Here is a 23,709-nt window from a genome sequence, read left to right as displayed (position 1 = left end):
GATAACATTTAGCCGCAGTGTGACAGAGCGCTTATCTTTCCCTAAATGATTTATCCGGCGTTGGATTGTCAGAAAGCGCATAACGAAGGGGGAAAAGTAAACGTTTGCGTCGGAGATAAGATTTTTTGTCGTAGGTCAATTCCCTTTCCGGGGTGGATCGCACATAATACGCCCCCGGTTTGCACACCGGGAATCCAGGAGAGTTCATGTACTACCCCTTCGTTCGTAAAGCCCTTTTTCAGCTCGATCCTGAGCGCGCTCATGAAGTCACTTTTCAACAATTACGCCGTGTTTCGGGTACCCCGCTGGAAATGTTGGTTCGCCAGAAGGTGCCGGCTAAGCCGGTGACCTGCATGGGACTCACATTCAAGAACCCGCTGGGCCTGGCCGCCGGGCTGGACAAAAACGGCGAATGCATCGATGCCCTTGGCGCAATGGGCTTTGGTTCCATTGAAATTGGTACCGTAACGCCTCGTCCGCAGCCGGGCAACGATAAGCCAAGGATCTTCCGCCTGGTTGATGCCGAAGGTTTGATCAACCGCATGGGCTTTAATAACCATGGCGTGGATAACCTGGTAGAGAACGTAAAAAAAGCGCATTTTGACGGCATTCTGGGGATTAATATCGGTAAGAATAAAGATACCCCGGTAGAGCAAGGCAAAGATGATTACCTGATTTGTATGGAAAAAATCTACGCTTACGCCGGATATATCGCCATTAATATCTCCTCGCCGAATACCCCGGGCTTGCGTACGTTACAATACGGAGAAGCTCTCGACGATCTGCTCTCTGGTATTAAAAATAAGCAGCGCGAACTCCAGGAAAAACATCAAAAATATGTTCCACTGGCAGTAAAGATCGCTCCGGATCTTTCCGTCGAGGAATTGATCCAGGTTGCGGACAGTTTAGTCCGACATAATATTGATGGGGTCATTGCCACCAATACCACTTTGGATCGTTCACTGGTGCAGGGAATGAAACATTGCGATGAAACCGGTGGGCTTAGCGGGCGTCCGCTGCAGCTGAAAAGTACCGAAATCATCCGTATGCTATCTGAGGAATTAAATGGTCGTCTGCCAATTATCGGAGTCGGCGGTATTGACTCAGTGATTGCCGCTCGTGAAAAGATAGCCGCCGGTGCGACTCTGGTGCAGATTTATTCCGGATTTATTTTTAAAGGTCCGCCGCTGATTAAAGAAATTGTTACCCATATCTAATCTTTTCCCCTTCTGATACTCCACCAGGGCTTTATTTATAGCCCTGGTTGTTTTATATTCCTTCATTGTTGCTTATTTAGACATTTTAGTCTTTTCTTAATTTTTGAAATATTCTGTAGCAGTTTTGCTGTTTATTGCAGATGGATGTGAAAGAGGACGGGGGTAGAAATGCGGATTAAACCTGACGATAACTGGCGCTGGTATTACGATGAAGAGCATGACCGCATGATGCTCGATCTGGCTAATGGTATGTTATTCCGATCCCGTTTTCCCCGCCGGATGCTGACGCCAGATGCCTTCGCCCCTTCCGGATTTTGCGTTGATGACGCCGCACTCTATTTTTCATTTGAAGAAAAATGCCGCGACCTTGAATTATCCAAAGAACAGCGCGCTGAATTAGTGCTCAATGCGCTGGTCGCCATTCGTTTCCTTAAGCCGCAGATGCCGAAAAGCTGGCATTTCACTACTCATCAACAGAGCTGGCAGCCCGGTACCGGTGATGCCGCTAGCGCATGGCTGAGCGATACCGGTCAGCAGGTTAATCTGCTGGTGGTTGAGCCCGGCGAAAACGCTGCGCTGTGCCTGCTAGCGCAGCCGGGACTGACGCTTGCGGGGCGAGTGATGCAGTTGGGGGACGTGATTAAAATTATGAACGACCGACTGCAGCCAGCGACCGCCGTCGCCAGCTACAGCCTGGGCCAGGCGGTTTAAGGCGCCAGCCTTACCGCGGTTTTCGGTACGCAGCTGCAGCACAAAATGGTGCCATCGGCGGCGACCGCATTTTTCTTCAGCGCGCTGACTTCCCCTTCTTCCAGACGGATGCGACAGCTGCCGCAAATCCCTGCCCGGCAGGAGTAAGGAATGCGAATTCCCTGCTGTTCCAGCTGCTCCAGCAAGATCTGCTGATTATTACCGGTAAAGCTCAGTCCCTGCCACTCAATTTCCACCGTTGCGTTCTGCTGAGTCTCAGGCGCCAGCGAATTGTCGCTTTCCCCGGCGCCGTAGGCCTTCGCCGGGCCGCGGGCCAGCACTTCTAACTCATCGCCGACGCGGATCGTGCCGCTATTTCGCGCGATCAAATTCTGGCCAAAATCAACATCGCCATTATCCAGCGCCGTGCGGAATCCCTGTAGGGTGGTTAATGGCTCACCGCCAGGGTGCTTTTGCCCACGTTCCGCGCTGACGGTTGTCAACACGCAGCGGCTGCAGGGTTTCGCGACATCAAAAACGACCTCGCCAATACGCACCACTTTCCAGGTATCTTCCTCCCAGGCGGCCGCGCCGGTCACCAGCAGATTCGGGCGAAATTGTTCTATGCTTACGCTGGCCGGACAGCGATTTTGCAGGTCCCGCAGCGAGGCCTCATTGGCCAGCAGATAGGGAAAGCCGTCGGCAAAGGAGAGGGGGACGGCATCGTGACGTTTTACCCGACGGCTAAGCTCTGGCCCCAGCCAGCGCAGCTGAACGCTGCGGTTGAAAAAACCGCTTAGCCACTGGTTCACCCCGGCCGGGGCAATCAGGGCGGTAAAATGGTTGCCCCAGACTTCGGTCGGCTCCTGCTGCACGGAGAAATCGCTGAAGCGCACGATCGCGCTACTGCCGTCCGGAGCGGTCAGATGCAGACCATCATGGAGCGGCGCGGGAGTAAACTTGACCATTTGCGGGAACTGACGAGCGGTGATAAAGGTGCCATCGGTTTCCGTCACCATAAATATACGATCGAAGGCCAGCCCGCTGATGTCTGCATAAGCGTGGCTCAGGCCAATTCCCCGCATCGATTTGACGGGATGAATAAAAAGTCGCGAAAGGGTTACCATACGCTGCCCCTGGCTTTAAAAATAAGCCTTTAACTTTATGACATGGGGCGCATATTGGCTATAATGCGCACCAATTTTCTTTTAGTAAAAGTGACGATATGAATTCTCTGTTTGCCAGTACGGCTCGTGGGCTGGAAGAGCTGTTAAAAACTGAACTGGAAGGGCTGGGCGCGGTGGACTGCCAGTTGGTCCAGGGCGGGGTCCATTTTCAGGGAGATACGCGACTGTTGTATCAAAGCCTGATGTGGAGCCGACTGGCTTCGCGGATTATGCTGCCGCTGGGGCAGTGCAGCGTATACAGCGACCTGGATCTGTATCTTGGCGTGCAGGCCATTCCATGGACGGAGATTTTCAGCCAGGATGCCACTTTTGCCGTGCATTTTAGCGGGCTGAACGAAGAGATCCGCAACAGCCAGTATGGGGCGCTGAAGGTTAAAGATGCCATCGTCGACAGCTTTACGCGTAAGAATTTGCCGCGTCCCAACGTCGATCGCGAAAACCCCGATCTGCGCATTAACGTCTGGTTGAATAAAGAGACCGCTCATATATCTCTGGATCTCAGCGGCGAGGGCCTGCACCTGCGCGGCTACCGCGACGGTACCGGTATGGCGCCAATCAAAGAAAACCTGGCCGCGGCGATAGTGATGCGTTCCGGCTGGGCTACCGGTACGCCGCTGCTCGATCCCATGTGCGGTTCCGGTACGCTGTTGATTGAAGCGGCGATGCTGGCGACCGATCGGGCGCCGGGTTTACACCGCGGCCATTGGGGTTTCGGCGGCTGGGCGCAGCATGATGATGCTATCTGGAAAGAGGTGAAGTCCGAAGCGCAAACCCGCGCCCGTCAGGGGCTGGCGGCGTATGAGTCGCGCTTTTACGGTTCCGACGTTGACGCCCGGGTTATCGAACGCGCGCAGCGTAACGCCCGCCGTGCCGGTATTGGCGAGCTGGTTACCTTCGAAGTGAAAGATGTCGCCCAGCTGAGCAACCCGTTGCCGAAGGGCCCTTACGGGACAGTGATTAGCAACCCTCCATACGGCGAGCGTCTGGAGAGCGAGCCGGCGCTGATTGCCCTGCATAGCCTGCTGGGGCGGATTATGAAAAACCAGTTTGGCGGCTGGAACCTGTCGCTGTTTAGCGCCTCGCCGGATCTGCTGAGCTGCCTGCAGCTGCGCGCCGATAAGCAGTTCAAAGCGAAAAACGGCCCGCTCGACTGTGTACAGAAGAATTACCACCTTGCGGAAAACGAAGGCGGCAAAACCGCGATGCTGGCGGAAGATTTCGCCAACCGCCTGCGTAAAAACCTGAAAAAATATGAGAAGTGGGCGCGCCAGGAGGGTATTGAATGCTATCGCCTGTATGATGCCGACCTCCCGGAATACAACGTCGCTATTGACCGTTACGCCGATTGGGTTGTGGTGCAGGAGTATGCGCCGCCGAAAACCGTTGACGCGCATAAAGCCCGTCAGCGTCTGTTCGATATTATTGCTGCCACCATTGCCGTGCTTGGGATTGCGCCGAATAAGCTGGTGTTGAAAACCCGCGAGCGGCAGAAAGGTAAAAATCAGTACCAGAAAATGGGCGAAAAAGGTGAATTCATTGAGGTGCAGGAGTATAACGCGCGTCTGTGGGTTAATCTGACCGACTATCTGGATACCGGGCTGTTCCTCGACCACCGTATCGCTCGCCGCATGCTGGGGCAGATGAGTAAAGGTAAAGACTTCCTCAATCTGTTCTCCTATACCGGCAGCGCCAGCGTTCACGCCGGCCTTGGCGGCGCGCGATCCACGACCACGGTTGATATGTCGCGTACCTACCTCGAATGGGCTGAGCGTAACCTGCGCCTCAATGGTTTAACCGGTCGCGCGCATCGCCTGATGCAGGCCGATGTGCTGGGCTGGCTGCGGGAGACGACCGAACAGTTCGACCTGATCTTTATCGATCCGCCCACCTTCTCCAACTCGAAGCGTATGGATGACGCCTTTGACGTTCAGCGCGACCATTTGCGCCTGATGACCGATTTAAAACGTCTGCTGCGTAAAGGCGGCACGATTATGTTCTCAAACAACAAACGCGGTTTCCGTATGGATCATGACGGGCTGGCGCAGCTGGGCCTGAAGGCACAGGAGATTACGCAAAAAACGCTGTCTCAGGACTTTGCCCGCAACCGTCAGATTCACAACTGCTGGCTGATTACCGCAGCCTGAAAGGAATAAAGAATGTCTTTAATTAGTATGCACGGCGCCTGGCTCTCTTTCAGCGATGCGCCGCTGCTGGATAATGCTGAACTGCATATCGAAGATAACGAACGTGTCTGCCTGGTGGGGCGCAACGGCGCGGGTAAATCGACCCTGATGAAGATCCTCAACCGAGAACAAGGTCTTGATGATGGGCGCATTATCTATGAGCTGGATCTGGTTGTGGCGCGTTTGCAGCAGGATCCGCCGCGTGACGTCACCGGAACCGTGTATGACTTTGTGGCGGAAGGGATTGCTGAGCAAGCAGCATACCTTAAGGGTTATCACGATGTTTCGCAGCTGGTGATGACCGATCCGAGCGACAAGAATCTCAATGAGCTGGCGCGTCTGCAGGAACAGCTGGACAATTTAGGGCTGTGGCAGCTCGACAGTCGTATTAATGAAGTGCTGGAACAGTTGAATCTGGATCCTAACGCCGAGCTATCATCGCTCTCCGGCGGCTGGCTGCGTAAAGCGGCCCTCGGTCGCGCGCTGGTCAGCGGGCCGCGGGTGCTGCTGCTCGATGAACCGACCAACCACCTCGATATTGAAACCATCGACTGGCTGGAAGGTTTCCTGAAGATGTTTAAAGGCACCATCATCTTTATTTCGCATGACCGTTCCTTCATTCGCAATATGGCGACGCGTATTGTCGATCTCGATCGCGGCAAGCTGGTGACCTATCCGGGTAACTACGATCAGTATCTGCTGGATAAAGAAGAAGCGCTGCGCGTGGAAGAGCTACAGAACGCGGAGTTCGATCGCAAGCTGGCGCAGGAAGAAGTGTGGATCCGACAGGGGATCAAAGCGCGCCGCACCCGTAACGAAGGGCGCGTGCGGGCGTTAAAGGCCATGCGTCGCGAACGCGGCGAGCGTCGTGAAGTGATGGGCAGCGCGAAGATGCAGGTGGAAGAGGCCGCGCGTTCGGGCAAGATTGTGTTCGAAATGGAGAACGTCAACTACCAGGTTGATGGCAAGGTGCTGGTTAAAGACTTCACCGCCCAAATCCAGCGCGGCGACAAAATTGCGCTGATTGGCCCGAACGGCTGCGGCAAAACTACGCTGCTGAAGCTGATGCTCGGTCAGCTGCAGGCGGATAGCGGACGTATTCATGTAGGCACCAAGCTGGAAGTGGCCTACTTCGACCAGCACCGCGCGGAACTTGATCCGGATAAAACGGTGATGGACAACCTCGCGGAAGGTAAACAGGAAGTGATGGTGAACGGCAAGCCGCGCCACGTCCTGGGCTATCTGCAGGATTTTATGTTCCATCCGAAACGCGCGATGACGCCGGTGCGTGCGCTATCGGGCGGCGAGCGCAACCGTCTGCTATTGGCGCGTCTGTTCCTTAAGCCCAGTAACCTGTTGATTCTCGACGAACCGACAAACGATCTGGATGTCGAAACCCTGGAGCTGCTGGAAGAGCTTGTCGACGGCTATCAGGGAACCGTGATGCTGGTTAGCCACGACCGTCAGTTTGTCGATAATACGGTAACAGAGTGTTGGATCTTTGAAGGCGCAGGGCAAATTGGCCAATACGTTGGCGGCTATCATGACGCCCGCGGTCAGCAAGCGCAGTACCTCGCGCGTAAGCAGCCGGTTTCCAAAAAGAGTGTTGAAGTTGCTCAACCGAAAGCAGAAAGTGTCAAACGTGCTGCCAGCAAACTAAGCTATAACCTGCAGCGCGAGCTGGAACAGCTGCCGCAGAAGCTGGAAGAACTGGAAGCCCAGCTGCAGAATTTGCAGGAGCAGGTTGCCGACCCTTCTTTCTTTGGTCAGTCGCATGACCATACGCAGCAGGTACTGGCGCAGCTGAGTGAAGCGGAGCAGGCGCTGGAAGCCGCCTTCGAACGCTGGGAATATCTTGAAGGGCTAAAAAACGGCGCATAAGCTGAGGAGTTTTCATGTGCGATCATCATCATGCTGCGCGGCATATTTTGTGCCGACAATGTGATCTGCTGGTGGCTTTGCCGCAGCTGGAGCATCGCCAGAAAGCTGCATGTCCGCGCTGCGGAACGACATTGACAACGTCATGGGACGCGCCACGGCAGCGTCCTACCGCGTATGCGCTGGTCGCGTTGTTCATGTTGCTGCTGGCCAATTTGTTTCCCTTCATCTATATGAAGGTCGGGGGGATTAGCAGCGAAATTGAATTGCTGGAAATCCCGAACGTCCTCTTCACCGAGGACTATGCCAGCCTCGGCACGTTCTTTTTGCTTTTCGTCCAGCTGGTGCCGGCTTTCTGTCTGGTCACTATACTCCTGTTGGTCAACCGGGTGCGCATGCCATCCGGGCTGAAAGCGTTTCTGGCGCGTATTCTGTTTCATCTTAAAACCTGGGGAATGGCGGAAATCTTTCTCGCCGGGGTACTGGTCAGCTTCGTTAAGCTGATGGCCTATGGCGATATTGGCGTTGGCCTGAGCTTTGTCCCGTGGTGTATGTTCTGCGTATTACAGCTGCGGACGTTCCAGTGCGTGGATCGCCGCTGGCTGTGGGATGATATTGCGCCAATGCCGGCTATCAAGCAGCCGCTGAAAGTTGGCGTGTCCGGACTGCGTCAGGGGCTGCGTTCATGCTCATGCTGTACAGCGGTGTTGCCGATTGATGAGGCCGTCTGTCCGCGCTGTCATACAAAGGGGACTGCCCGGCGTAAAAACAGCCTGCAGTGGACGCTGGCGCTGTTAATGACTTCGCTAATCCTTTATATGCCCGCCAATATTCTGCCGATCATGATTACCGATCTGCTTGGCGATAAAATGCCTTCCACCATTATGGCGGGGGTGATCCTGCTGTGGAGCGAAGGATCCTATCCAGTGGCGATGGTGATATTCATCGCCAGTATTATGGTGCCAACCTTAAAAATGATCGCCATTGGCTGGCTCTGCTGGAACGCCAGCGGCAGGGGAGATCGCGACTCAGAGCGCATGCATCTGATTTATGAAGTCGTCGAGTTTGTTGGCCGCTGGTCAATGATTGATGTGTTTGTCATCGCAGTCCTCTCCGCTCTGGTGCGCATAGGTGGGTTAATGAATATCTACCCGGCGATAGGGGCGGTGATGTTTGCGCTGGTGGTAGTGATGACAATGTTTTCGGCCATGACCTTTGACCCGCGTTTGTTGTGGGATCGTGAGCCAGATTCAAGCCATGAGGAAAGACTGCAGCATGGAAAATAAGAGCGGAGAAGCGAAGGTGCAAAAGGTGAAGAACTGGTCACCGGTGTGGATCTTCCCGATAGTGACGGCGCTAATTGGCGCCTGGATTCTTTTTTATCACTATAGCCACCAGGGGCCGGAAGTGACCCTGATCACAACCAACGCCGAAGGCATTGAAGGGGGAAAGACCCGCATTAAAAGCCGCAGCGTTGACGTCGGCGTGATTGAAAGCGCAACGCTGACGGACGACCTGACTCACGTGGAGGTTAAAGCCCGACTGAATTCTGGCATGGAAAAACTGCTTCATCAGGATTCGGTTTTTTGGGTGGTTAAGCCGCAGGTTGGTCGTGAAGGTATCAGCGGCCTCGGCACGCTATTGTCCGGCGCCTATATCGAACTGCAGCCGGGGACCAAAGGCTCTGTCCCTGCGCAGTATCCGCTGCTGGATTCACCGCCGCTGGCCTCACCCGATGCGAAAGGCATTCGTATTCTATTGGAAAGTAGCAAAGCAGGTCAGCTGTCACCCGGCGACCCGGTGCTTTTCCGCGGCTATCGTGTAGGTTCGGTGGAAACCAGCACCTTCGATGCGCAAAAACGCAATATCACCTATCAGCTGTTTATTAGCGCGCCTAACGATCGGCTGGTCACTAATAACGTGCGTTTCTGGAAGGATAGCGGTATTGCGGTGGATCTGACCGCGGCCGGCATGCGCGTTGAGATGGGATCGCTGTCGACGCTGTTTGGCGGCGGCGTCAGCTTTGATATCCCTGAAGGACTCCCGCTAGGGGAACCGGTGGCGAATAAAACCGAATATCATCTGTTTGACGATCAACGCAGCATTCAGGACTCTGTGTTCACTCAACACATTGACTACGTGATGTTCTTTAAAGATTCTATTCGCGGTCTGCAGCCCGGCGCGCCGGTTGAATTCCGCGGTATCCGTCTTGGGACCGTAGGCAAGGTACCATTCTTTATCCCAGGCCTGAAGCAGAACATAAACGACGATTACCGTATCCCGGTAGAAGTGCGAATTGAGCCGGAACGCCTGATCAATCAGTTAGGCGCCGATCCTGATATTCGTAAGCATATCGATGATCTAATGAATCGCGGGCTGCGCGGTTCGCTTAAAACCGGCAATCTGGTGACCGGCGCGCTGTATATCGATCTCGACTTCTATCCGAAAGCCCCTGCGCGCGGCAAGATGCAGGAATTTGGCGGTTATCCGATTATTCCGACCGTAAGCGGTGGTCTGGCGCAGATCCAGCAGCGCCTGATGGATGCGCTGGATAAGATTAATAATCTGCCAATTAATCCACTGCTGGAGCAGGCAACCAGTACGCTGGCGCAAAGTGAAAAAACCATGCAGCACGTACAGGCGACGCTCGACAGTCTGAATAAGATCACCTCAAGTCAGTCTATGCAGCAGCTGCCGGGTGATATGCAGAGTACGCTACGTGAACTTAATCGTAGTATGCAGGGCTTCCAGCCTGGCTCCGCGGCTTACAATAAGATGGTTGCGGATATGCAGCGTCTCGACCAGGTGCTGCGCGAACTGCAGCCGGTACTGAAAACGCTTAATGATAAGAGCAATGCGCTGGTATTTGAGGCGAAGGATAAAAAAGATCCGCAGCCGAAGGGAGCGAAATAATGAAGAAATGGCTAATAGCGGCGGCGGTATGCGCGTTGACGGCATGCAGCAGCGGCGGTGAGAGTAAAACTTACTACCAGCTTCCCGTGGCTCAGGGCGGCGCGCAAAGCGCCGCACACCAGAGCAAAAATTTGCTTTGGGTCGAGCAGGTCAGTATTCCGGATTATCTTGCCGGTAACGGGGTGGTCTATCAGACCACCGATGTTCAGTATGTGATTGCAAATAACAATCTGTGGGCGAGCCCGCTCGATCAGCAGCTAAGAACGACGCTGGTGGCGAACCTTAGCAATCAGCTTCCCGGCTGGGTCGTGGCTTCTCAACCGCTGGGTAGCGAGCAGGATACCCTAAACGTATCCGTCAGCGGTTTTCACGGTCGTTACGATGGTCGGGTTATCGTTAGCGGTGAGTGGTTACTGAAGCATCAGGGACAGCTGATTAAGCGGCCATTCCATATCGAGCTCAAGCAACAAGAAGATGGCTACGATGCGATGGTGAAAACGCTAGCTCAGGCCTGGACTCAGGAAGCGGCGGTGATTGCCAGCGAGATTAACCGCTTGCCATAAGTAAAATTAATAAGAAAAAAAGCCGCAGCGAAAATGAAAATCGCAGCGGCTTTTTTATTTGTCTCATCAGATTGTTACTTGTGCTGGTTCACAGTTTTTGTACAAATGAAGTTTCATGTAGCTCACAAATATGACAATGGCGTGAATTTTGCGCATTGACGCTATCCCCGATTCGCGGTATTCGTTAACCGTGGTTGCGTATTTAGTGACCATTGTTTTCTTTTCCACCAGATCAAAGAATGAGGGAAACGAGGCATGAAGAGACAAAAACGAGATCGCCTGGAACGGGCACATCAGCGTGGGTACCAGGCCGGTATTACCGGAAGGTCGAAGGAAATGTGTCCTTACCAGACCTTAAACCAGAGGTCTTATTGGCTGGGAGGCTGGCGAGAGGCCATGGAGGACAGGGTACAAATTGCCTGACTGTCTCTTTAAAAAGAAGCCTCCGCTGCGCGGGGGCTTCGCCGTCTATAAGCGTGACTGCTTATATCAGAATGAGGAAGTGTCCTGGAACAGGCCCACTTTCAGATCGGTTGCGGTGTAGATCAGACGATCGTCAACCAGCACTTCACCATCCGCCAGGCCCATAATCAAACGACGATTTATCACGCGTTTGAAATGAATGCGGTAGGTTACTTTCTTCGCCGTTGGCAGTACCTGGCCGGTGAGCTTGACTTCACCTACGCCTAACGCACGACCTTTACCCTCGCCACCTAACCAGCCCAGGTAGAAGCCCACCAGCTGCCACATGGCATCCAGACCCAGACAGCCCGGCATTACCGGGTCACCAATGAAGTGGCAACCGAAGAACCACAGATCCGGGTTAATATCGAGTTCTGCCTCGACATAACCTTTGTCATAGTTACCACCGGTTTCGGTCATTTTGATGACGCGGTCCATCATCAGCATATTTGGCGCCGGCAGTTGAGGGCCTTTCGCGCCAAATAGTTCACCACGACCGGAGGCAAGAAGGTCTTCTTTTGTATAGGATTCGCGTTTATCTACCATGTTTTCAGTAAGCCTTATTTTGAGTTCGGGACGCAGGATAGCTAACACGTGTAAGCTGAACAAGTCCGATCAGTTCGAACCTGAACCGCCTAACCAGCGTAGCGGCCACGGAAAGCGATGACGACTCTCTTGCTGTGTCGCCTGCGCAATCCGCTCCTGTATGGTTTGCCGTAAAGTTTGTCCTTCGCCGTCCCAGAGTAACTGGGTCAGAATGGGCAGCGCTTCGGTTACGTCATCGACCGCCCAGATAAAGAACTGTTCATCCGCAACCGCCTGTTGCAGCTCCTGCGCAAGGCTCAGATGACGAACGTTGGCGGAAGGAATAATGACGCCTTGTTTACCGGTTAGCCCACGCTGCTGACAAATAGCAAAGAAGCCTTCAATTTTCTCATTGAGCCCGCCTACCGGCTGTACGCGACCAAACTGATCGACTGAGCCGGTAATGGCGATACTTTGATTAATCGGCACATTGGCCAGAGAACTGATCAGCGCGCACAGTTCGGCCATGGATGCACTGTCGCCATCCACTTCACTGTATGACTGCTCGAAGGTCAAAGATGCGGTGAAGGGGAGCTGTTGTTCAAGCTCCAGCTCGGACATCAGGAATGCCTGCATAATCATCATGCCTTTCGCATGAATATTGCCACCCAGTTCCGCCTTGCGCTCAACATCAATAAATTCACCGTCGCCAATATGCACAACGCAGCTGATACGAGAAGGCTCGCCAAACGCGCGCGGATGGCCCGGAAACTCGATGACTGAGAGGGCGTTGATCTGCCCTACGCATTCGCCTTCCGTCTCGATCAGGATTTGCTCCTGCAGGATTTCATCCTGGATGCGTTCGGCAAGATAGCCTTCGCGCCACAGACGACGCTCAAGCATGGTTTGCATCTCTTCGGCGCTAATCTCGTCACCTTCACAGAAGGCGGTGGCTTCGCGAAGCTGGCGGGCGATCCACAGTATGCACAGGGGCAAGGTTTCCTGGTCACCGGTATAGCGAGCGCCTTCCTGAATCAACAGCGGCCAGGCGGTAGCGGACAGCCCCGGAAGTTCGAGCCGCTGGGCATTTTGCCAGACCCATTGACACCACTGCTTAAGCGTCTCTGCATCAGCGATTTGCAGGTTATCTTCATATTCGCTGTAGATAGCCTGAGCAGAAAGCTCGGGCTCCATCTCCTGAAAATCAGCAAGAGATTCCCGCTCGCCGACCAGGATCACTTTCAGGCTCAAAGGCATAGAGGGAATGCTCACCGGAAGAGGGCGAGACTCATCAAATGACAGCCAGTCAAAACGCTGGCGAGCCACCATATTTTTTAGCCGCATCCATAGCAGAGGCTGAGCCAGTAAGGCCCGCAAGGAGAGGATCAGTACGCCGCCATTAGCCCGATGGACAAGACCCGGTTGTAAAGCGATCTCGCCGTTAAACTGGCGCACGCAGCCAAATAGCTGCTCCGCTTCGACCCAATCTGCCGCTTCGACCGGCACGACGCTTGCGAAATTATCTTCAGCGGTTTGCGCCGGCGAGAGCGAGATTTTTCCGCCATCAATCTGATAGCGTACTCCGCAGAGGGATTCCGGCGGTTGATGTAAAGTACGAGTTTCGTTAGCGAGCCATTGCAGGTACTCCGGCTCTTCCGGAATTTTAACCAGCATAAATGGCGAAATGGCTGGAGTGACCAGAAGCTGCTCCAGGGCATAGAATAAACGGGGTTGCAGTTCGCCTGAGAGGGATGCCTCTGCGTGAGCTAAGTCGGCTTGTGCAAACAGCGCCTGATAACTTTCCGTATCAGGAGCGAGGTCGTTTCGGGTAAGTTTCGTAATGGTCAAAGTCGCTGTTTTTTAGTCAGATGTAAAACGCGCGATTATACATTATGCGGCGTCTGAGCACACGGGGGATTGCGATTGTCACGGCGATCGGCCATCTACCAACATCACGAAAGATGATTTATTCTCAGCACATCGAGAAAAAACTGATATCCTGAAATGAGTTACACGGTCACATTGAGATCGCAATGAAATATCAACAACTGGAAAATCTCGAAAGCGGCTGGAAATGGACATATCTGGTAAAAAAGCATCGGGAAGGTGAGCTTATTACCCGCTACATTGAAGCCAGCGCTGCGCAAGCGGCGGTCGATCTATTACTGACGCTTGAAAATGAACCCGTGCTGGTGAATACCTGGATTGAGCATCATATCAACCCAGAGCTGGTTAACCGCATGAAGCAGACGATCCGCGCGCGACGCAAACGTCATTTTAACGCGGAGCATCAGCATACGCGTAAAAAGTCTATCGATCTGGAGTTTATGGTCTGGCAACGCCTCGCCGGTCTGGCTCAAAGACGGGGTAAAACGCTGTCGGAAACCATTGTGCAGTTGATTGAGGATGCTGAGCATAAAGAGAAGTATGCCAGCAAGATGTCGAGCCTGAAGCATGATTTGCAGGTTCTGCTAGGTAAAGAATAGCAATTGGGGCGAGGGTATAAGCGCCTCAACGTTCTGCAGCTTTGACTTTGATGACAGCAGTTGAAGCAAAAAAAACCCCGCATCGCGGGGTTTTTTATTAACGAGATAACTTAAGCCTGCGGCTGAGTTACAACGTCTTTGTAGCCTTTAACTTCGATTTCTACACGACGGTCCGGCGCCAGGCAGTCGATCAGAGCTGCGCGTGCTTTCACGTTGTCACAGGTGTTGCCAGTAACCGGGTTGGATTCACCCATACCGCGAGCGGAGATTTTGCTGGCCGGGATACCTTTAGATACCAGGTAATCAACAACGGACTGAGCACGTTTCTCAGACAGCTGCTGGTTGTAGGCATCGGAACCGATACGGTCGGTGTAGCCCAGAACAACTGCGGAACCGTCTTTCGGATCCATGTTGCTCAGCTGGGTGTACAGCTGATCCAGAGCCTGCTGACCTTCTGGTTTCAGAGTAGATTTGTTGAAGTTGAACAGAACGTCAGACTTCAGGGTGAAGTGCTTGGTAGTCACTTCCGGAGCCGGAGCCGGAGCCGGAGCTACAACCGGAGCAACATCTTCCTGACCGAAACGGTAGGAAACACCCAGGCTCAGCATGCCGTTATCAGGACGGGTACCAACGGTGCCTGCGTCGCCGATATTGTTAACCCACTGGTATTCCAGACGGGTTGCGATGTCACGAGTAACAGCCCACTCTAAGCCACCCGCGAATACCGGGGATACGCCAGTGTCGTGTTCGCTACGGGAAACACCGGTAGAAGCGTAGTTACCTTTGGAGTCAGCGCGCCAAACCATGCCGCCCAGACGGGTATAGATGTCCAGATCGTCAGTGATTGGGTAACCCAGTTTAGCAGTCAGCTGAACGCCCTGAGCTTTGAAAGCGCCGTTGTCTACGCTGCCTTTATAAGCCATGCGGCCCAGCCAGTCGTAACCCATTTCGAAACCGAGGTACGGGTTAACCTGGTAACCACCGAACGCACCAGCACCCAGCTGATCGTTACGAACTGGACCATTGTTACCTTTGAAACCGTTACCGTAGAAACCGGTATCGTGATACTGGGACCAGCCCAGCTTACCACCTGCATACCAGGTGTTATCTTTCGGAGCGGCCTGCGCTACGGTAGCGAAGCCAGCCAGTGCCACTGCAATCGCGATAGCTGTCTTTTTCATTTTTTGCGCCTCATTATCATCCAAAATTCGCCATGAAGGTTCAGAAGACCTCACGGTTAAATCCTTCACCCGGGGCGTGACTTGTTGTTAACTGTGCTGATACATGCAGCGTAAGCCGATCACCCCTGGCGATGTAAAGTCTACAACTTAGTTAGAAACTTACAAGTGTGAACTCCGTCAGGCATATGAAAAAAAAGGGTTGTGTACACTATGTTTAACAAATAGGGTTGGCTTCAATCGAGGCAAAAAAAGTCGCGAACCCGCATCAGACAAGCATTTTAACAAAAACGCCCGCGATGAAAGCCAATCTCAGTCGCGGGCAAAAAAAATTCCAGGATTAATCCTAAACTCAGTTAATGATACAGGTTTGAGTGAATTTTTAGCCCGGAATGTTGTCTGCCAGGCTGAGCGGTATTTCTTACCGGACGCATGATAAAGCCCATCGCGTGACCTTCTTCTGCAGCGGCAACCAGTCGTTCATGTTCCTCAACGGTGAGTTCTTCCGACAGCCAGCCAATGACCACGCTATAGTTTCCCGTGCGCAGTGAGCGAACCATTGATTCGAGCGTATTAGCAGGGGAGAGCTGACTGATTTGCATCACCTTGGATAGCGGTAAACCGGATGACTGCACCCATTCGCGACTCAGCTTCTGCTGTGGTGTCAGCCAGAGCTGCCAGCGCGACTGCTGACCAAGCTGTTGTAATAAAGGAAGCAGTAGCAGTTGCGTCATCATGGGCTGATCTTCTCGATAGACTATTTCACTGATCAGCCCGTTAGCTGGCTGTTCGGCAGCGTCATGAGAGCGACGACGTACTGAAGTAGAAGTCAGTGGTGAACGATTTGCGTGAGCTGATGTAAACATAGTCTATCCCGCCTGTGGGTTACTGTATGCATATACAGTATATGCGACAGGATGAAAGATCAACTCTATTTTCTCGTTTTCTGGATGAAATTTGTACATCTTTGGCAATGAAGACAAGCTGACAGCGTTGAGTGATGGGGTGTACAGAATGTGAATTCATCGTTGTGGTCATTTCTTCTTTAAAAAATTCCTCCCACAAATTATGACGTTAACCATTTACAAATCGCGGGTGACGCCATGCTTTATGTTCTCCGGGTTGATTAATATTAATTAAGCATTTTACCTTTCCTGCTTTTTACTTCATCAAAAGGCTATTTTCGGAAAGCTGCTCGCAAAAAAACAAGCTGAGTAAAATAAAGAGATAATTCATGTTGCTGCATAAAGGGAACTCCCTTATTTTCTTATTAGCGGATCCGTTAGCAAATTTATGTCTTATTTACATGATTAACAAAGGAATAATCATGAAGAAACTCGTATGTCTTAGGATCCATCAGTTTCGGGCATGTTTGTCTCCATTAGGAAAAATAAGCTGTCGGCCCTTATTTGGTGGCTATAGCCTGGCGATAGATAATACCGTGTTTGCCATGATGGCTGAGGGGGAGATCTATCTTCGGGTTTGTGAGCAGAGTGCGCAGTATCGCGTGGCGCATAAAAACCCGCTGTTGAAGATGCAGAAGAATGGTCGTCTGGTTGCGCTTAAGTACTATCATATAGATGAAGGGCTTTGGCGTGACAGCAAAATGCTTTTTCATTTATCAGCGCTATCATTACAGACCGCTCGTAATGAAAAACATCGGCAGCGACATTCCGGAAGATTAAAGAATCTTCCAAATATTAGTTTTCACATGGAGCTCCAGTTGATTAATTCAGGTATCAAAGATGAATTAACGCTGCGAAAAATTGGCGCTAAAGAAGCCTGGCTCAGACTACGAAAAATGAATAAAGCGCTAACGGTAAACGTCCTTTATTCATTAGAGGGAGCTATTGCGGGCGTGCATGCGGCCACGCTCCCGACGCAACAGCGTCAGGAGCTTGAGGAGTGGGCGGCGGTACAGGTACAGGAGATGGAGGCCTACTCAGGTTGAATCTCAACCTGTCGCTGTAGCCGACAAATTTCTGGCAGTAGCGCCAGCAGCAGTCCAATTTGCTGCAGAACTAAAGGCTCTTTGCTGTCGGCGCGAGGGTCAAGATGGTGGATCCGGGTCTGCAGGCTTGCTAAAGCCTGCTGTACCCGTAGTTCATCGGCTGGCGAATGGTGCAGTGCGTCATCCACATAACACACGGCATCGTCCAGCAGCGCCAGAATATCTGGCGTTGTCAGCTTTTCCCTGTGGGCTCCCAGAGCAGAGATATAGCTGGTAAAGGTATGGTTCAGGCAGAGCAAACGAAAAGCAGTTTCCCGCATTTGTGAGCTCGCTTTGGGTTCTGTTGATAAGTTCGATACGACAGAGGCCAGTTCGCTATCCCGGTTATGCGCGGCTCTGCGTGCAACACGATAGGCCAGGCGGTTGTCGCGCCCCTGGTGATATTGCTCAAGAATGGCATCTAAATATCGGCAGTTGGCATTGATTGCTTGCTCGAGCACTCGAGGGAGATTGCGGAATTTCCAGTCCGGCCAAATAAAACTCACTGCGGCCCAGGCGATAGCGCAGCCAATCAGAGTGTCGAATATGCGCGGTAGGGCAACTTCGAAACCTTCTCCCAGGAGGTTAAAACAGAGCAAGACAAGGAGCGTAATGAACATTGTCGCGTGGGCGTACTGCACATTACGGAAAGCGAAGAACAGCACGCCGGTCAGGACAATCAAAAGCAGCTGGCCTTCAACGGACGGGACGAGGAGCAGTACCGGCAGGCCGATGGCCACACCGATCAAGGTCCCGATTATCCTTAACGCCAGCCGATGGCGAGTGGCGTTATAGTTTGGCTGACAAACAAACAGGCTGGTCAGTAATATCCAGTAGCCATGGTTCAGCCCGGTCAATTGGATAAAGGCATAACCTGCGCACAGGACTATCGACATTCGAACCGCATGACGAAACAGGGCTGACTCAGGAGACATATTACTGCGCAAGCGCAGCCAGATATCGCTAAATCCGTTAGGCTGGTCGTCGGCTAACAGGTTTTCCGTACTGTGAATGGACTGTTCGGTGGTCTGGACCGATTCAATTGTCGCCAGCTGGGCGTCAATAGCCCGTAAGTTATTCAGCAAAAAACCCAGCGCTTTAATCTGTTCCGCTGGCGCGCCGCTGGCCTTAACGCGATCGAGCGCTGCGTCAAGATGCATAAAAGCGCGCTCAAAATGAGTGTCGTGCAGGTAGGGCTCGCGCAGCAGAATGGCACGCGACAGTTTCTGGCAGGCCTGCGCCTGCATTGATAGCATACGCTGAAAGCGGAACATCACATCGCTATAACGAAAATGTTCGCGTAGCGTTTGGTACTGAATATGCGATGAACTCGCACGTTCATGGATATCCTGCGCCACGAAATAGTACTGTAACGTGCGGCGAGTACCGCGCTGGCCGCGATCTCCGCGCAGACGAGTCAGCAGGGAAACTTTGGTCTGGTTCAGCGTAGTCACCAGCTGGCCGTTGGCTATTGCCAGGTCATAGAGCGGGGCCTGGCTTTCATCTTCTATATCCGGATCGAATAGCCGGGATTTAAGCTCTAGATAGCGGGCGAGCTGCTCATAGCTACGTGCCAGATTGTCCTGAAGGGGACGGATAGGGAAAATCAGATGCCCGGCGAGGGTGAGCAGGTTGTACCACACCGCGCCAGCCAGCAAAAACAGCGGCTGGAGATACCATTGGCTGTAAAGCGTTACCCCCAACATGGTGTAGATGGCAATTAATAGCGCGCCAAAGGCGATGGTGGCGTAGCGCTGTCCCAGACCACCAAGCAAAATAAAGCCGATAGTGGAAACGGTTAATCCTGCCGCGAATAACCAGGGCCAGGGGAAGAGAAGCTCCACCGAGGCCGAAGCGATAAAGAAGCATACAAGGGTAATGGCCAGATTACGCAGACGTCCTGCCAGACGATCGTCCAGGTCAGTCAGCGCCGCGGCCACGACGCCAAGCGTTAAAGGGATGGTGAGTTTTACTTCGCCGAGCCACCAGGGAAATGCGGTCGTACCGCAGAGTGCGATGAATATCCTGATGTAATATAACCAGGCACTGTTCCAGGTATAGCGGCGTAGCAGGGGGCTGAGCATTTCTCTGTTCCATTCAATTACTGAAAGCGGCGACGCGCGTTGGCTTCACGCGCAGCACGAGCGGTCTCAACGGAAACGACTCGCCGGCCTACCGGCCACAAAGCAATCGCGGCGATTTTAAAATTGGCGATGCCTACCGGAATGCCGATGATGGTCAGACACTGGGCGATCCCACAAAAGATATGCATCAGGCACAACCACCAGCCGAAGAAAATAAACCATAAAATATTCAACAACGTTCCGCCCGCGTTAAGCAGGCTATTCTTTCCCTGAGGGTCGAGTTCATCAACATGAATGGCTTCATTACCATAGGGAAGGAGAGAGAGTTTTGTTATCTCCCAGCAGGAGCGGGTGAGAGGCAGCGTAAAAATCAGTACTATGCTGACCAGCGTCGCCAGAAGCCAGCCGAGCGTGGTGGCGAATCCGCCAAGGATAAAGTTTAAAATATTCAGAACGGTACGCATAAACCCTCGGTTTAATTCTGTAGATAATAAGGTCCGGCCATTGTAGCGTTTTTTACGCTGGAGCACCCGGTCGCTGGCGGTTAAACTTAAAAACATCCAACCTGATTGAAATTCGACATTATATGGAACTCAGAGCGACAACATTGGGCAAACGCATGGCTCAACACCCTTATGACAGGGTGCAACTTCTTAATGCCGGAGTAAAGGTTTCCGGTGATAGCCATGAATATCTTATACCTTTCAATCAGTTATTATCTATTCATTGCAAGCGTGGGCTAGTGTGGGGAGAGCTGGAATTTATCCTACCGGGCGAGAAAGTTGTGCGATTGCATGGTACCGAATGGACCGAAACTCAGCGTTTTTACCATCATCTGAATGCTCTCTGGCAGCAGTGGAGCGCGGAAATGAGCGAGATTTCCGCCGATCTGCTGCGCCAGCAGTTGGCTGATGTGGCGCGTTCAAGCGCCGAGGGTAAATGGTTGACGCGTCAGCAGGTGTCCGATATTCAGCAGAAAATTCGCCATGCCCTTAGCGGCCTCCCCGTGCCGACAAGCCGCCTTGAGGGATTTGAAAACTGCCGTGAATTATGGCGGCAGTGCCAGAGTTGGTTGGGGGATACGGAAAAGGCCAGGCTTGAGCATAACCAAAAATTTACTGAATCAATGCTGGAACAATATCGGGGATTTTTTGCTGCAGTTGAATCATCGCCGCTGAATCCGGCTCAGGCGCGCGCCGTGGTGAACGGCGAGCGTTCATTGCTGGTACTGGCAGGGGCCGGAAGCGGTAAAACCTCTGTTTTAGTGGCGCGAGCAGGTTGGCTATTGACCCGGGGCGAAGCGGCAGCTGAGCAAATTTTGCTGCTGGCTTTTGGTCGACAGGCCGCGCAGGAGATGGATGAGCGCATTCGCGAACGCCTCGGAACCGACGAGATCTCCGCGCGCACTTTTCATGCTCTGGCTTTGCATATTATTCAGCAGGGCAGTAAAAAAGCGCCGATGATTAGCAAGCTGGAAAACGACAGCGCTGCGCGGCAAAAACTTCTGCTCGAAAGCTGGCAGCAGCAGTGTCAGGAGAAAAAAGCGCAGGCGAAAGGCTGGCGACTGTGGCTGGAGGAAGAAATGGGCTGGCCGATCCCTGAAGGGGATTTCTGGCAGGATAAAAAGCTGCAGCGCCGCATCGCCAGCCGCCTCGATCGCTGGGTTAGCCTGATGCGCATGCATGGCGGCTCGCAGGCTGAGATGATCGCCGGGGCGCCTGAGGAGGTACGCGATCTTTTTACTAAGCGCGTCAAGCTGATGGCCCCTTTACTAAAAGCCTGGAAAACGGCGTTAAAAGATGAAAATGCCGTCGACTTCTCCGGTCTGATTCATCAGGCGATAAATATTCTCGATAAAGGCCGCTTTGTCAGTCCGTGGAAGCATATTCTGGTGGATGAATTTCAGGATATCTCTCCGCAGCGGGCGTCACTACTCGCCGCGTTACGTCGACAAAATACGCAGACTACGCTGTTTGCCGTTGGCGATGACTGGCAGGCTATCTATCGTTTTAGCGGTGCTCAACTCTCTTTGACGACGGCTTTTAATCACTATTTTGGCGAAGGGGATTGTTGCGCGCTGGATACGACCTACCGATTTAATAGCCGGATAGGCGAGGTCGCAAACGGATTTATCCAACAGAACCCGCATCAGTTGACGAAACCACTCAACAGTCTGATTGCAGGCGACAAAAAAGCGGTGACGTTGTTAGCGGAGGATAAACTCGACGATCTGCTCGATAAAATGAGCGGTTACGTCAAGCGAGAACAACGGATCTTGCTGTTAGCGCGTTACCATCATTTGAAGCCAGCGGCGCTGGAAAAGGCTGCAACACGCTGGCCCCATCTTCAGCTCGATTTCATGACTATTCATGCCAGCAAAGGGCAGCAAGCAGATTACGTCATTATCCTTGGTCTTCAGGAAGGTGATGATGCGTTTCCGGCTTCGGCGCGTGAGTCGATTATGGAGCAGGCACTGCTACCACAACCGGAGGATTTTGCCGATGCAGAAGAGAGACGTTTGCTGTATGTCGCACTTACGCGCGCGCGTCTGCGGGTCTGGTTGTTGTTTAATAAAGAGCAGCCGTCACCGTTTGTTGATATGTTGAAGGCGCTGGACGTGCCGGTTGCGAGAAAGCCGTAATGACTGGCGGCGAGGCCGCCAGCGTGGTTTATTTCAGACGCTCAGCGAGATAACGCTGGTAATCAGGAATCAAAATATCGACCGGATCGCTAAAGTGGGGAGACTGGATGATAAAGTCGGCGGTCGAGACATTCGTTGCAACGGGAATATTCCACACGGTTGCCAGACGGAGTAACGCTTTAACATCAGGGTCATGCGGCACCGCATTCAGCGGGTCCCAGAAAAAAATCAAAACATCAATTTTACCTTCTGATATCAGGGCTCCTACCTGCTGGTCGCCGCCCATTGGGCCGCTCAGCATAGCGTGCACCTCCAGCCCGGTTGCGCGTGATACCAGATTACCGGTTGTTCCTGTTGCCGATAGCGTATGTTGTGCCAGAAGTTGCTGGTGGCGCTCTACCCATTTCATCAGCATATCTTTACAGTGATCGTGAGCAACCAGCGCAATATGTTTACGTGCTGGCAGTGTACGTGTTGTTAGTTCCATCATTTCATTCCACATTTTGACCTGCAGACAGATTACTGGAAGTGTCTGCTGCTGCAAGCATCGGGATGAAAAAATTTGACGCATCTGCGGGTTAGCACTAATGCTGGTTCATTCGGATTAGCATACACTTGGGCTAAATAGCAGGAGGATGATGATGAAAGAGAACGATATCGCAGGTATTCTGACCTCGACCCGGACTATCGCCCTGGTGGGGGCAAGCGACAAACCCGATCGCCCAAGCTATCGGGTGATGAAGTACCTTCTGGAGCAGGGATATCATGTCATTCCGGTTTCTCCTAAGGTTGCGGGTACTACGCTGCTGGGGCAAAAAGGATATGCCACGCTGGCCGAGGTGCCGGAAAAAGTGGACATGGTTGATGTCTTCCGCAACTCAGAAGCAGCCTGGGGCGTTGCCCAGGAAGCGGTGGCTATCGGTGCTAAAACTTTGTGGCTACAGCTAGGGGTCATCAATGAACAAGCGGCAGTGCTCGCCCGAGATGCCGGTCTAAACGTGGTGATGGATCGCTGTCCGGCGATAGAAATTCCGCGATTAGGATTAGCCCGCTAAACCTAAAACCCCGCTTGACGCTGAGGGATCCCCAGTAATGGGCGGGTGAAAAAAGACAGGCATAGAGTTTTGTGATCTACTGATTGTGCTATCAATTCAATGAGATCACCTCTATGCCTGCCTGCCGAGTATGTCAGAATTTCTTCCGGGATGCTTTAGCTCCGTTTCACAAATACCGACAAAATGCCCTTCTTGACGCCACGCTTGCCTTAATCAACGGCGCGTCACTGACGCTGACCAGTATCGGACGTTATTTACCCGGTGCTGCTCAGGTCAAAAACAAAATCAAACGAGTTGATCGTCTACTGGGCAATAAATCACTCCATCAGGATATTCCTCTGATTTTCAATGGCATTATCACCATGCTGACACGGAAATTATCGCTGTGTGTTATTGTGGTTGACTGGAGTGGCTATCCGTCTCAGGAATATCATGTGCTCCGCGCCAGTCTGCTTTGCGATGGGCGTTCGCTTCCGCTGTTAAGCTGGATAGTCCCGTCAGAAAAGCAGCAGAATGGACAGATACAAAAGGCCTTCCTTGATGCCCTTGCCGGGGCGGTGAACCCGACGGCCAGAGTCATCATCGTTACCGATGCGGGCTTCCAGAATGCCTGGTTCCGGCATATCCGGTCGCTCGGATGGGATTTTATTGGCCGTG

General features: G+C 52.7%; 21 protein-coding genes. 13 read left to right on the top strand and 8 right to left on the bottom strand.

Features of this window, described 5'->3' with window-relative positions; translation table 11 throughout:
• Positions 1-206 precede the first annotated feature (206 nt).
• Both pyrD and zapC read left to right on the top strand, forming a co-directional pair.
• Entirely contained in the window at positions 207-1,217 is a 1,011-nt protein-coding gene (pyrD, locus tag ACSIPU_RS06680; RefSeq protein ID WP_004100745.1) for a quinone-dependent dihydroorotate dehydrogenase, read from the top strand.
• A gap of 168 nt (positions 1,218-1,385) precedes the next feature.
• Positions 1,386-1,928 carry a cell division protein ZapC gene (zapC, locus tag ACSIPU_RS06675; RefSeq protein ID WP_004100747.1) on the top strand — a complete coding sequence of 181 codons (543 nt, stop codon included), beginning with the start codon at positions 1,386-1,388 and terminating at the stop codon, positions 1,926-1,928.
• Here the strand turns inward: zapC and ACSIPU_RS06670 are convergent.
• Positions 1,925-3,034, bottom strand: coding sequence for a YcbX family protein (locus tag ACSIPU_RS06670; RefSeq protein ID WP_016808052.1), 1,110 nt, complete (start codon positions 3,032-3,034; stop codon positions 1,925-1,927). The two genes, zapC and ACSIPU_RS06670, sit on opposite strands and share 4 nt — an antisense overlap.
• Before the next feature lie 98 nt (positions 3,035-3,132).
• On the opposite strand from ACSIPU_RS06670, the gene rlmKL reads away from it, so the two are divergent.
• From rlmKL to rmf, 6 genes are all read left to right on the top strand, one after another.
• A complete protein-coding gene (gene rlmKL, locus ACSIPU_RS06665) occupies positions 3,133-5,238 on the top strand; it encodes a bifunctional 23S rRNA (guanine(2069)-N(7))-methyltransferase RlmK/23S rRNA (guanine(2445)-N(2))-methyltransferase RlmL (RefSeq protein ID WP_004100749.1) in 2,106 nt (701 codons plus the stop codon).
• A 12-nt stretch (positions 5,239-5,250) separates the two neighbouring features.
• Positions 5,251-7,158 carry an ABC transporter ATP-binding protein gene (locus ACSIPU_RS06660; protein WP_004100750.1) on the top strand — a complete coding sequence of 636 codons (1,908 nt, stop codon included), beginning with the start codon at positions 5,251-5,253 and terminating at the stop codon, positions 7,156-7,158.
• Positions 7,159-7,172: 14 nt separating this feature from the next.
• Positions 7,173-8,441, top strand: a complete 1,269-nt coding sequence (gene pqiA, locus ACSIPU_RS06655; RefSeq protein WP_004100751.1) for a membrane integrity-associated transporter subunit PqiA — start codon at positions 7,173-7,175, stop codon at positions 8,439-8,441.
• A complete protein-coding gene (pqiB, locus tag ACSIPU_RS06650) occupies positions 8,431-10,068 on the top strand; it encodes an intermembrane transport protein PqiB (RefSeq protein ID WP_004100756.1) in 1,638 nt (545 codons plus the stop codon). Before pqiA ends, pqiB begins: the two co-directional genes overlap by 11 nt.
• A complete protein-coding gene (gene pqiC / locus ACSIPU_RS06645; RefSeq protein WP_017146191.1) occupies positions 10,068-10,631 on the top strand; it encodes a membrane integrity-associated transporter subunit PqiC in 564 nt (187 codons plus the stop codon). Before pqiB ends, pqiC begins: the two co-directional genes overlap by 1 nt.
• A gap of 255 nt (positions 10,632-10,886) precedes the next feature.
• Complete coding sequence (gene rmf, locus ACSIPU_RS06640) at positions 10,887-11,054, top strand: ribosome modulation factor (RefSeq protein ID WP_004100764.1); 168 nt, start codon at positions 10,887-10,889, stop codon at positions 11,052-11,054.
• Positions 11,055-11,120: 66 nt separating this feature from the next.
• On the opposite strand, the gene fabA is transcribed toward rmf, so the two are convergent.
• On the bottom strand, positions 11,121-11,639 hold the full coding sequence (fabA, locus tag ACSIPU_RS06635) for a bifunctional 3-hydroxydecanoyl-ACP dehydratase/trans-2-decenoyl-ACP isomerase (RefSeq protein ID WP_004100765.1): 519 nt from the start codon (positions 11,637-11,639) through the stop codon (positions 11,121-11,123).
• A gap of 69 nt (positions 11,640-11,708) precedes the next feature.
• Positions 11,709-13,466 (bottom strand): AAA family ATPase, encoded by a 1,758-nt coding sequence (locus tag ACSIPU_RS06630; RefSeq protein ID WP_017146190.1) that lies wholly within the window; start codon positions 13,464-13,466, stop codon positions 11,709-11,711.
• 185 nt (positions 13,467-13,651) lie between these two features.
• Here ACSIPU_RS06630 and matP point away from each other — a divergent pair, with 185 nt between their 5' ends.
• Positions 13,652-14,104, top strand: coding sequence for a macrodomain Ter protein MatP (gene matP, locus ACSIPU_RS06625; RefSeq protein WP_004100768.1), 453 nt, complete (start codon positions 13,652-13,654; stop codon positions 14,102-14,104).
• 110 nt (positions 14,105-14,214) lie between these two features.
• Here the strand turns inward: matP and ompA are convergent, their stop codons facing one another.
• On the bottom strand, positions 14,215-15,285 hold the full coding sequence (gene ompA, locus ACSIPU_RS06620; RefSeq protein ID WP_004100770.1) for a porin OmpA: 1,071 nt from the start codon (positions 15,283-15,285) through the stop codon (positions 14,215-14,217).
• Between the two features lie 353 nt (positions 15,286-15,638).
• Complete coding sequence (gene sulA, locus ACSIPU_RS06615; RefSeq protein ID WP_024273980.1) at positions 15,639-16,148, bottom strand: SOS-induced cell division inhibitor SulA; 510 nt, start codon at positions 16,146-16,148, stop codon at positions 15,639-15,641.
• A 461-nt stretch (positions 16,149-16,609) separates the two neighbouring features.
• On the opposite strand from sulA, the gene ACSIPU_RS06610 reads away from it, so the two are divergent.
• On the top strand, positions 16,610-17,233 hold the full coding sequence (locus ACSIPU_RS06610) for a TfoX/Sxy family DNA transformation protein (RefSeq protein ID WP_004100775.1): 624 nt from the start codon (positions 16,610-16,612) through the stop codon (positions 17,231-17,233).
• Here the strand turns inward: ACSIPU_RS06610 and yccS are convergent.
• Together yccS and ACSIPU_RS06600 are read right to left on the bottom strand one after the other, a co-directional pair.
• Complete coding sequence (gene yccS / locus ACSIPU_RS06605; protein WP_196558052.1) at positions 17,221-19,356, bottom strand: YccS family putative transporter; 2,136 nt, start codon at positions 19,354-19,356, stop codon at positions 17,221-17,223. The two genes, ACSIPU_RS06610 and yccS, sit on opposite strands and share 13 nt — an antisense overlap.
• Before the next feature lie 17 nt (positions 19,357-19,373).
• Positions 19,374-19,820, bottom strand: a complete 447-nt coding sequence (locus ACSIPU_RS06600) for a YccF domain-containing protein (RefSeq protein ID WP_004100782.1) — start codon at positions 19,818-19,820, stop codon at positions 19,374-19,376.
• 122 nt (positions 19,821-19,942) lie between these two features.
• Between ACSIPU_RS06600 and helD the strand changes: the two genes are divergently transcribed.
• Positions 19,943-21,997 carry a DNA helicase IV gene (gene helD, locus ACSIPU_RS06595; RefSeq protein WP_196558051.1) on the top strand — a complete coding sequence of 685 codons (2,055 nt, stop codon included), beginning with the start codon at positions 19,943-19,945 and terminating at the stop codon, positions 21,995-21,997.
• Positions 21,998-22,025: 28 nt separating this feature from the next.
• Here helD and mgsA read toward each other — a convergent pair whose 3' ends face one another.
• The gene (gene mgsA, locus ACSIPU_RS06590) at positions 22,026-22,484 is read right to left on the bottom strand and encodes a methylglyoxal synthase (protein ID WP_017146187.1); all 459 of its coding nucleotides are present in this window, start codon (positions 22,482-22,484) and stop codon (positions 22,026-22,028) included.
• 154 nt (positions 22,485-22,638) lie between these two features.
• On the opposite strand from mgsA, the gene ACSIPU_RS06585 reads away from it, so the two are divergent.
• Both ACSIPU_RS06585 and ACSIPU_RS06580 read left to right on the top strand, forming a co-directional pair.
• Positions 22,639-23,052 (top strand): CoA-binding protein, encoded by a 414-nt coding sequence (locus tag ACSIPU_RS06585; protein ID WP_004100789.1) that lies wholly within the window; start codon positions 22,639-22,641, stop codon positions 23,050-23,052.
• 113 nt (positions 23,053-23,165) lie between these two features.
• Positions 23,166-23,709 (top strand): IS4 family transposase (locus ACSIPU_RS06580; RefSeq protein WP_435321980.1); only part of this gene is annotated, 544 nt, incomplete at its 3' end.

The sequence above is a fragment of the Klebsiella sp. HN106 genome, assembly GCF_051209435.1.
Taxonomy (GTDB): domain Bacteria; phylum Pseudomonadota; class Gammaproteobacteria; order Enterobacterales; family Enterobacteriaceae; genus Klebsiella; species Klebsiella oxytoca.
The sequence above is the reverse complement of the archived record's forward strand: the minus strand, read 5'-3'. Positions and strand labels throughout refer to the sequence as shown.

Coding starts and splice junctions, on each gene's coding strand:
- pyrD (WP_004100745.1), top strand. CDS start 207: ATGTACTACCCCTTCGTTCGTAAAGCCCTTTTTCAGCTCGATCCTGAG.
- rmf (WP_004100764.1), top strand. CDS start 10,887: ATGAAGAGACAAAAACGAGATCGCCTGGAACGGGCACATCAGCGTGGG.
- ACSIPU_RS06585 (WP_004100789.1), top strand. CDS start 22,639: ATGAAAGAGAACGATATCGCAGGTATTCTGACCTCGACCCGGACTATC.
- helD (WP_196558051.1), top strand. CDS start 19,943: ATGGAACTCAGAGCGACAACATTGGGCAAACGCATGGCTCAACACCCT.
- rlmKL (WP_004100749.1), top strand. CDS start 3,133: ATGAATTCTCTGTTTGCCAGTACGGCTCGTGGGCTGGAAGAGCTGTTA.
- ACSIPU_RS06610 (WP_004100775.1), top strand. CDS start 16,610: ATGAAGAAACTCGTATGTCTTAGGATCCATCAGTTTCGGGCATGTTTG.
- ACSIPU_RS06670 (WP_016808052.1), bottom strand. CDS start 3,034: ATGGTAACCCTTTCGCGACTTTTTATTCATCCCGTCAAATCGATGCGG.
- ompA (WP_004100770.1), bottom strand. CDS start 15,285: ATGAAAAAGACAGCTATCGCGATTGCAGTGGCACTGGCTGGCTTCGCT.
- ACSIPU_RS06660 (WP_004100750.1), top strand. CDS start 5,251: ATGTCTTTAATTAGTATGCACGGCGCCTGGCTCTCTTTCAGCGATGCG.
- fabA (WP_004100765.1), bottom strand. CDS start 11,639: ATGGTAGATAAACGCGAATCCTATACAAAAGAAGACCTTCTTGCCTCC.
- pqiB (WP_004100756.1), top strand. CDS start 8,431: ATGGAAAATAAGAGCGGAGAAGCGAAGGTGCAAAAGGTGAAGAACTGG.
- sulA (WP_024273980.1), bottom strand. CDS start 16,148: ATGTTTACATCAGCTCACGCAAATCGTTCACCACTGACTTCTACTTCA.
- pqiA (WP_004100751.1), top strand. CDS start 7,173: ATGTGCGATCATCATCATGCTGCGCGGCATATTTTGTGCCGACAATGT.
- ACSIPU_RS06600 (WP_004100782.1), bottom strand. CDS start 19,820: ATGCGTACCGTTCTGAATATTTTAAACTTTATCCTTGGCGGATTCGCC.
- zapC (WP_004100747.1), top strand. CDS start 1,386: ATGCGGATTAAACCTGACGATAACTGGCGCTGGTATTACGATGAAGAG.
- mgsA (WP_017146187.1), bottom strand. CDS start 22,484: ATGGAACTAACAACACGTACACTGCCAGCACGTAAACATATTGCGCTG.
- yccS (WP_196558052.1), bottom strand. CDS start 19,356: ATGCTCAGCCCCCTGCTACGCCGCTATACCTGGAACAGTGCCTGGTTA.
- pqiC (WP_017146191.1), top strand. CDS start 10,068: ATGAAGAAATGGCTAATAGCGGCGGCGGTATGCGCGTTGACGGCATGC.
- matP (WP_004100768.1), top strand. CDS start 13,652: ATGAAATATCAACAACTGGAAAATCTCGAAAGCGGCTGGAAATGGACA.